The organism is Mycobacterium sp. (genome assembly GCF_049585075.1).
In the GTDB taxonomy this organism is placed as follows: domain Bacteria; phylum Actinomycetota; class Actinomycetes; order Mycobacteriales; family Mycobacteriaceae; genus Mycobacterium.
This window is the reverse complement of record NZ_JBAUZA010000311.1, coordinates 1-7,930: the sequence shown is the minus strand read 5'-3', so window position 1 is coordinate 7,930 and position 7,930 is coordinate 1. Positions and strand designations below refer to the sequence as shown.

The window sequence follows — 7,930 nt, the reverse complement described above, 5'->3', positions numbered from 1 at the left end:
GCGCTGGGCGAGTGGGCGGATCGGCTCCTCGAACAAGCCGGCCTCGGGGTCACCATCGTCGACCGGCACGACACGGTGATGTACTACAACAAGTGGGCGGCCGAGCACTTGGACCGCGAGCCCGGCTACCTCGGTCACTCGGTGCGCGAACGGCATCGCCGCAAGATCACCAACCCGCGGTTCGACGCCTGGCAAGCGCCGGAATCGTGTTGCCGCCTCTCGATCTACCCTCAATAAGACACAAGGAAGGCACGCATGCTCGCAGCGTTCGGATTCGAAGCCCTCGGCGTAGTCGTCGGGGACATGTATTTCGTCGACCCGGCCCCGCTCGCCGGTCAGGAAACACCGGAACGGGGAGTCAGACTGGAACTCCGCGTCATCGACCGGACCGAGCCCCAAGGGTCGATCTATGCTGGCATCCCGATCGCTTTCGGCCGCCCGGTGTGGCGGGTGGACCTTTTCGGGTCCACAGAGAGCCCGCCCGGAACGCTGGACCGGGCCCATCACCACCCCCGTTTCGACGGATGGGAACCCGCGCGCCGGCATTTCGTCGATGAGCTGTCAGCCGACCCACTGTCCTGGCTGGCCGATCAGCTGGTCGACCCGGTCGCCGTGCTGGCCCGTGCAGGCGTCGATCCCGACGAGGTAACCGAAGCCGATAAGTCAGGACTCGCCGCGGCAGCCCCAGAGATTGTCGCCGTAGTGAAACGGATGCTCGACGGCGTGCGGGAGGGGAAATTGGCCGCTCGTCCCGCCGAGCCTGTGGCTGCTGCGCGCTCCGGGTGGCTCTGAATTGACCTGCGTCCAACACGGACTCACTGCGCTCGAAGGTCAAAAGATCGAGGAAACCGTCCGGCTCCTGCGCCGCCCCCGCGGAGCGCAAGGGTTGTGCTTGTCGAACGTGGCGCTAGCTTCAACAATCCGCTGCGTGCGGTGTGGTGACCGTTTCGCCGATCCGGATCGACTAGGCCGTGGGTAAGCGCGCCTCGCCGAGGTTTGGGACGACGAAATGAAGCTGCACTATCGCGACGCGGTCGATCTCGCGACTCGCCTGCTCATCGCGAGCGGGCTGGAGCACGACAACGCCGCGTTGGTGGGTCGGGCGCTTGGGCTGGCCGAGGTATGGGAACTGAGTTCGCATGGTCTGCTACGTCTCCCGGTCTATCTGGACCGACTGGCGGCGGGTGGCTATGCACCGGCCGCCGAGTTGGCCACGGTCACCGACCTCGGCGCACTGATGGTGTTCGACGGCGGCACCGGACTCGGCCATTGGCAGCTAAGTCGTGCGGTCGAACTCGCTATTCCACGCGCACAGCAGTTCGGCATCGCGGCCGTGGCGATCGGGAATTCTGGACATTGCGGTGCTTTGGGTGTCTACGCGGCGGATGCGGCCGAGGCCGGCATGGTCTCGTTAGTCTTCTCCTGCGGCCCCGCGGTCCTGCCTCCCTGGGGCGGCGACAAAAAACTGCTGTCAACCTCACCGATCGCCGGCGGTTTCCCTCTTCAACCGCGGCCCGCGGTCATCGACCTCGCGCTCAGCACGGTAGCCCGCGGGAAAATCGCGGCGTACGCCCAACGGGGCGAACGCCTTCCGGATGGGTGGGCCGTAGACGCGGACGGGCGACCCACGACTGACGCGCACGCGGCACTGACCGGAATGCTCTCGCCACTTGGGGGTGCAAAGGGATTCGCGCTCGCCTTCCTCGTCGAAGCTCTGACCGCGGGGCTCACCGGCCCGCGACTGTCCAAGGATCTACCCGACTTCTTCGACGAGACGAGTTACTCACAGCCCCAGGGTATCTCCCACCTGTTGATCCTCATCGATCCCACCCGATCCGATGTCGGTGGCAACCAGCAGGCCGCGCGCGCACGCTTCGAGCAGCTGGCCTCCGAGACCACCAACGCTGGTGGTCGTCCCCCGGGAGCTCGCCGCCTCGCTCCCAGTGAAGTTGATGACGACTCCCCAGTCGACATCAATGACCGGCTGCTGGCGTGCCTTCAAGCCCGGGCAGACCTTCATCAGGACGGACAGCGGCATCCCGGGCGTGGGTAACGACATCATGACCACGGTCGCCGGCAAGACCGTCTACGTCGACGTGGCATAGGTCCCGAATCGCATCTGATCGAAAGGAAAGTCCTTGAATAAGACCGCGAGCAAGATTGTGCAGTCCGCGGACCACATCATTACGGCTGTCGGCACCGCGGTGGTGCGATACGGCCTGGTGGTTGTCATCGCCTGGATCGGGTTGATGAAATTCACCGGCTCGGAGGCCATGCGGATACAGGAGTTCATCTCCCACAGCCCCTCCATGAGCTGGCTGAACGGCATCCTGTCAATTCGCGCGCAGTCCGACGTCATCGGGACGATCGAGATCCTCGCGGCCGTGCTCATCGTCCTGAACGTGGTGTCGCCGCGCCTCGGTGCGGTTGGTGGCGCACTGGGCGCGCTGTTGTTCGTGATTACGCTGAGCTTCCTGTTCACCACGCCGGGTATCGGCGATGCTGCGGCGGGAGGATTTCCGGCGCTGTCGCGGGTCGGGGAGTTCGTGATAAAAGACATCGTGCTGCTCGGCGCTTCGATCCTCGCGCTGGGCCAGTCGCTGACCGCCATACGTTCGCCGTCCGGCGCTGATCAGGTGTCGGCGCACACCACTTAGCAACTCCCACACCGCGCCTCGAGTCGGCTCTGTTCGCTCGTGCCTGCGGTTGTGAACACGAGGCGAATTGACGTGACGCACCGCAATGCACCGCTGTTTGTGGAAGGACGACGCGTTCGGGCAGGAATGCATATGCGAAACATGTTCAACTGCGGTGGCCCACTTCCTAGCCGCCCACTGCAAGAAGAGCTCGAAATCGGTGAGGTCGTAGGCCATAGAGTCACGGTACTCAAATCGGCAGACGCATCAGACTTCGGCATAGCCGAAGGCTCACCCGCGAAATGACTCATTGTGCGCGTGGCTCCCGGCGTCCACCCTTCGTTTAATGCCGACTACCGGCCGGCAGGTACTACAGCAACCCGGAAAGTATGGAATGACAACGCATGCTGATCTCACCGAGGTCTCCGATCAAAGGACCGTCGCGCGCTGGGCGAGTGGGCGGATCGGCTCCTCGAACAAGCCGGCCTCGGGGTCACCATCGTGGACCGGCACGGCACGGTGATGTACTACAACAAGTGGGCGTCCGAGCACTTGGACCGCGAGCCCGGCTACCTCGGTCACTCGGTGCACGAACGGCATCGCCGCACCATCACCAACCCGCGGTTCGACGCCATGCTCAAACTGTTCGTCGACGGCCGCATCGAGCCGGTGCGTTACGTGGCCAGACCGTACGGGAAAACCACCCTCCTGGTGACCGTTTCGCCGATCCGGATCGACGGCGAGCTCGTTGGCCTATCACAGCTCGTGCTGCTGAAAGACGAAGTGCAGGAACTGTTTGCACGTTTCGACGCCACGGGCCGCGAGTCGTTCGAACGCGAGATGCTGCCCAACGCCGACCCGGGCGCGTGACAGTCGTGCGCGTCTGCACAATGAGGTCCGACCCCCGCTACCAACCGAACATCGCCATTTCACTCGAGGACGGTTGCCTGCATCGAGTGGTACGACTTTTCGTCTACGGCACCGCCGCCGCCCTGGTCTTTCCCGCCGCGTTCTTTCCGGTCAAACGCGCCTTTGGTGGGCACGTTGCTGTCCTTCGCCACGTTTGGAGTTGGGTTCATCGCCAGACCCGTGGGAGGACTGCTCTTCGGGCACCCGCAGGACCGCCCTCGTCGCCGCGCTACTGGCGATGGGAGCAGCGACCACCGTCATTGGAGTCCTGCATGCCTACAGCATCGGCTTCGCGGCGCCGCTGGCACCCTCGCCAAGCTCAGCATTACTTCCCGTGCCCAATTGGCGCAGCTCATGCGCCTGCTCGGATTGACCAGTCCGTTAAAGAAGGCCATTAGGTATACACCGACCCGGCCCTAAAGATCACCCGCTGGGCGATGGTGACGCGGAGTTCGCGCTGCCAACGTAGTCATTGCGTTCTGGATCGCCGCGACCGCCGCCACTCAATCAGGAACCGGCTCCGGAGAGCAACGGCACAGAGGAATTGAGAAACCGATGATGAGCACAGTGTTGGGAATGTTGATGATGATGCCGTCGGTGGTGTTCGGCGTCGGTGGGTACGTGTTGGTGAACCGACGACCATGAGCACGCGAAGACGACGACGGGCCGCCCGCCGGGGCCCCCACGGCGTCTCACTTTGAGACGCTTACTGACCTCATGTTGAGACGCTCACCATCCCCGCGCCGCGGTGTCATGAGTTGCAGTAGCCATTGCATCGATAGGAAAAGAGGAGAAATACGGTGAGCGGGCACAGCGTGAGCGCGGCTCACGAGAAGATCCTCGGGCCGTCGGCGCGACGTGGGTCCGCCAGCCCAAACGGGCACCGCCCGCGTGCGCGGGAGGTAATCGCGGACAACGTATCTGATTCAATAAAGTCACCCCGATTGTCGGGCAGAACGAGCCCCCTCGACCCTGCAGCGAACACTGGGGATGCCGAGACGCCAGCGCGGCCGCTGGGTTCGCGGAGTTCGAGGATTTCGGACATGACCGGCCCAGATGGACGCGGCGACAGCGGCGGCGGAGAAGCCGCTGCGCGAGCAGTTCAGCTCGCCACCAAGCTGCACGTCCCGGCCATCGGGGCCCAGCTCGTTCAACGGGCCGCCCTGCTAGACGCATTGTCAGCGGGACGCCGCCGCAAGGTGACCCTATTGAGTGCGCCTGCGGGTTGGGGCAAGACGACAGTACTGGCGCAGTGGGCCCTGAGTGTGGGTGAGGACCAGCGGTTTGGCTGGCTGTCGCTTGATCACTCCGACAACGACCCGGTGTGGTTTTGGATGTACGTGGTCGCGGCGCTGCAGAAGGTCAGTCCCGGGGTGGGGATCCGCGCGGTCGAACTCCTAGCAATGGGCGCCGATCCAGTGCAGGTTGTTCTGCCTACCCTGCTGAATGATCTAGACACGATCGCCAGTCCGATGGTGCTCATTCTTGACGATTACCACCTGGTGGTAAGCCGAGCAGTACATGAGCAGCTTGCCTTCTTCATTAGCCGGTTGCCGGCGAATCTTCACTTGGTGTTGGCCACCCGGTCAGATCCTTTGCTGCCGTTGGCTCGGCTGAGAGCCAGCGGCGATCTTGCCGAGTTGCGAACCGACGATTTACGTTTCGGGGCTAGTGAGGCGCACGATCTGCTTAACAAGGTGCTCGGGCTGGACTTAGCAGACGCAGATATTCACCTTCTGCACCGACGCACCGAAGGGTGGGTTGCTGGTCTCTACCTTGCCGCCCTCTCGCTTGCCGGGCGTGCTGACGCCGCGGCGTTCATCAAGACGTTCGCAGGCGATAACCGTCATATCGTCGACTACTTGATGGCCGAGGTGCTCGACTGTCAGCCACCGCACCTGCGCAGCTTTTTGCTGCGTACCTCGGTCTTGGGACGACTCAGCGGTGCGCTGTGCGACGCGATGCTGCAAACGTCTGGCTCGGCCTCGGTCTTGGAAAAGATCGAGCGCGAAAACCTGTTTATGGTGCCACTGGACATGTCGCGTCACTGGTATCGCTATCACCAGTTGTTCGGAGAGTTGCTGCGAACCGAGCTGCGTCGCAGCGAGCCCGATCTCGTCGCCGACTTGCACCGACGAGCCGCGACCTGGTTCGAGACCGAGGGCCTGATCGATGAGGCGGTACGCCACCTGGTCGCGGCAGGTGACATCGCGCGGAGTGCGGATCTGATCGCCGCGGACTGGGTCAACGAATTCAACGGCGGCGGCCTATCGACCGTCTCGGGCTGGCTTGATCTGCTTCCCCAGGAGACCGTTCTACAGGATCCGCGACTGAGCGTGGCCCGGGCCTGGATCGCCCTAAGCGTTGGTCAACTCGATGACGGCGCAGAGTGGATCGAAGCAGTCGAGACCCGTTCCGCGGCCGACACCGCAGATGATGGAGCCATCCGCGTTCAAGTCGTCGTGTTGCGCGCAATTCACTCGTTCAAGACGGCTGACGTTGTCGCGGCGCTCGAGACGGCTCGCCGGGCGATCACCCTCGATCTCGGCGAAGCGCCGCAGGCCTTGTGCGCTGCTTACTGCATCTATGGGTCCGCGCTGTACTTTTCGGGCAGTACCAACGAGGCGCAAGGCAGTTTCCGGCGTGCCGTCGCGCTGGCTGAGAAGTTGGGCGATCGTCGCGCCCGCATCTACGCGTTGGGCTATCTGGCGCTGATTTCGGCCGAACACGGCCAGCTCGCAGAGGCCGAACGTCAGATCCGCCGGGCTTCCGGCAGCTCGCGGGACCTGGCCGATGGGGAACACTTCGTGGACGTGATGGTGTCGCTTGCTGCGGCCGAGGTCCTCGCCATGCGGGGTGACACGCCTGCAGCGGTGGCTGCCGCCGACATGGCCGTCATGTCGGCCCGCCAAGGTGGAGCAATCCTCGAGGTGGCCAAGACGCTGTTAGTCAGAGCGGAGGTCTTCGAGCATCTCGGCGACCACCAGACCGCGAAGGCCATCCTCGACGAGGTCGGCACGGTAGTGCGCGGTTGCGCGGACGTTGGCATCCCCTCGACGCTGCTGGCTTCGGCCAAGCCGAGCGCGCGCGTCGCAGTGACTTCGCGCAACGAGGGGTCCGCGGTCGGTGAGGAGCTGACCCCGAAGGAGCTTGAAGTTCTTCGCCTGCTCGCCACCCGGTTATCGCGACGTGAGATCGGTGCGCGGCTCTATGTCTCGCTCAATACTGTGAAGACCCACCAGCGCGCCATTTACCGCAAGCTAGGCGTTGAGCACCGCAGCGCGGCTGTCAGCCGGGCGCGAGAACTCGGCCTGTTGTAATTCGCCTGCCTGCACCTTGCCGGACGACGCCAGTCCTGAATCCTCCCGTGTGAAATCGCGTTACTCATCGGTGGTAAGGGCAGGTGTACCGGCATCGGGCCAAGTGGATTATCTGCGGTACACGCCGCTGTTGCCTGATGTCACTGGCGGCGTCGTCGATCCGCGTTTCAACACGATTCCGTTGAGCGACAACTTGACTGGTGTGCGGCTGGTCCGCGGCTGGCGGCGACCGTACAGGCCGGGTCGCCTCGAGCGCGTCATGGTCGAGAAGCCGCCCCGCAGATGCGTTTCCTTGTCGGCGCCTCACCCGGGTGAATTGCGCGCCCGGATGAGGACAACTCACCCCATGCGCAGAGATAGTGGTTGCTGACCTTACCCGCGACCGCAAACCGCATGGATCACCGTCTCGACCAACTGCGCCGCCAACGAAGGCAGTGCGAGTTCGGCAGCGAACCATGCAGTGGAAGAACACACGCAGAACGGAGACAGCATGTCGCAGAATGAGGCCACCGCCATCATGACCGATCGGCCGGGAAAGTCTCGAACGACCGCCATCGCGCCTCTTGTCGCACGGTATGGTCTGGCGATAGTCCTGGCCTGGTTCGGCGCCATGAAGTTCACTTACTATGAATCGCATGGCATTTCACATTGGGTTGCAAATAGCCCTTTGTTGAGTTGGTTCTACAGCATCATGTCCGTCGACGCCTTTGGTCGATTGAACGGATCGATAGAATTGACTACCGCTGTACTGCTGGCGGTCAAGCCGTGGTTCCCGAAGGCGTCGGTGGTGGGCGGCATATTCGCCTCGCTGTTCTTCGTGACCACGCTGAGTTTCATGATCACAACCCCCGGCACCGGCGAGGCGTCTGCTGGCGGCTTTCCCATTTTGTCCGCAGACGGGGAGTTCTTGATGAAGGACATTGCGCTCATAGGTTTAGCGCTGTGGTTGCTGGCGGACGCGATTGACGCAACCCGCAGACAGGCGACGCTCGCCAAAACGGTCTGACACTAGCCGGAGCCGTCGGGGAGAACTAGAAGGGAACCTCATATGCATTTTGGGGCCAA

Annotated in this window: 8 protein-coding genes; 7 read left to right on the top strand and 1 reads right to left on the bottom strand. The window is 63.3% G+C overall.

What is annotated here, in order from left to right; genetic code table 11:
- The 5 genes from WB785_RS15070 to WB785_RS15050 form a co-directional block, all read left to right on the top strand.
- A partial coding sequence (locus WB785_RS15070; RefSeq protein WP_424080129.1) for a hypothetical protein occupies positions 1-237 on the top strand: 237 nt, incomplete at its 5' end.
- A gap of 18 nt (positions 238-255) precedes the next feature.
- Positions 256-792, top strand: coding sequence for a hypothetical protein (locus WB785_RS15065; protein WP_424080128.1), 537 nt, complete (start codon positions 256-258; stop codon positions 790-792).
- A gap of 217 nt (positions 793-1,009) precedes the next feature.
- Positions 1,010-2,053, top strand: a complete 1,044-nt coding sequence (locus WB785_RS15060; protein WP_424080127.1) for an Ldh family oxidoreductase — start codon at positions 1,010-1,012, stop codon at positions 2,051-2,053.
- A 109-nt stretch (positions 2,054-2,162) separates the two neighbouring features.
- Positions 2,163-2,657, top strand: a complete 495-nt coding sequence (locus WB785_RS15055; RefSeq protein ID WP_424080131.1) for a YkgB family protein — start codon at positions 2,163-2,165, stop codon at positions 2,655-2,657.
- Between the two features lie 426 nt (positions 2,658-3,083).
- Positions 3,084-3,506 carry a PAS domain-containing protein gene (locus tag WB785_RS15050; RefSeq protein ID WP_424080130.1) on the top strand — a complete coding sequence of 141 codons (423 nt, stop codon included), beginning with the start codon at positions 3,084-3,086 and terminating at the stop codon, positions 3,504-3,506.
- Positions 3,507-3,565: 59 nt separating this feature from the next.
- Here the strand turns inward: WB785_RS15050 and WB785_RS15045 are convergent, their stop codons facing one another.
- Positions 3,566-3,715: a hypothetical protein gene (locus WB785_RS15045; protein WP_424080126.1), complete on the bottom strand. Its 150-nt coding sequence runs from the start codon at positions 3,713-3,715 to the stop codon at positions 3,566-3,568.
- 873 nt (positions 3,716-4,588) lie between these two features.
- Here WB785_RS15045 and WB785_RS15040 point away from each other — a divergent pair.
- Positions 4,589-6,865, top strand: a complete 2,277-nt coding sequence (locus tag WB785_RS15040; protein WP_424080125.1) for a LuxR C-terminal-related transcriptional regulator — start codon at positions 4,589-4,591, stop codon at positions 6,863-6,865.
- A gap of 490 nt (positions 6,866-7,355) precedes the next feature.
- On the top strand, positions 7,356-7,871 hold the full coding sequence (locus tag WB785_RS15035) for a YkgB family protein (RefSeq protein WP_424080124.1): 516 nt from the start codon (positions 7,356-7,358) through the stop codon (positions 7,869-7,871).
- Positions 7,872-7,930: the final 59 nt, after the last annotated feature.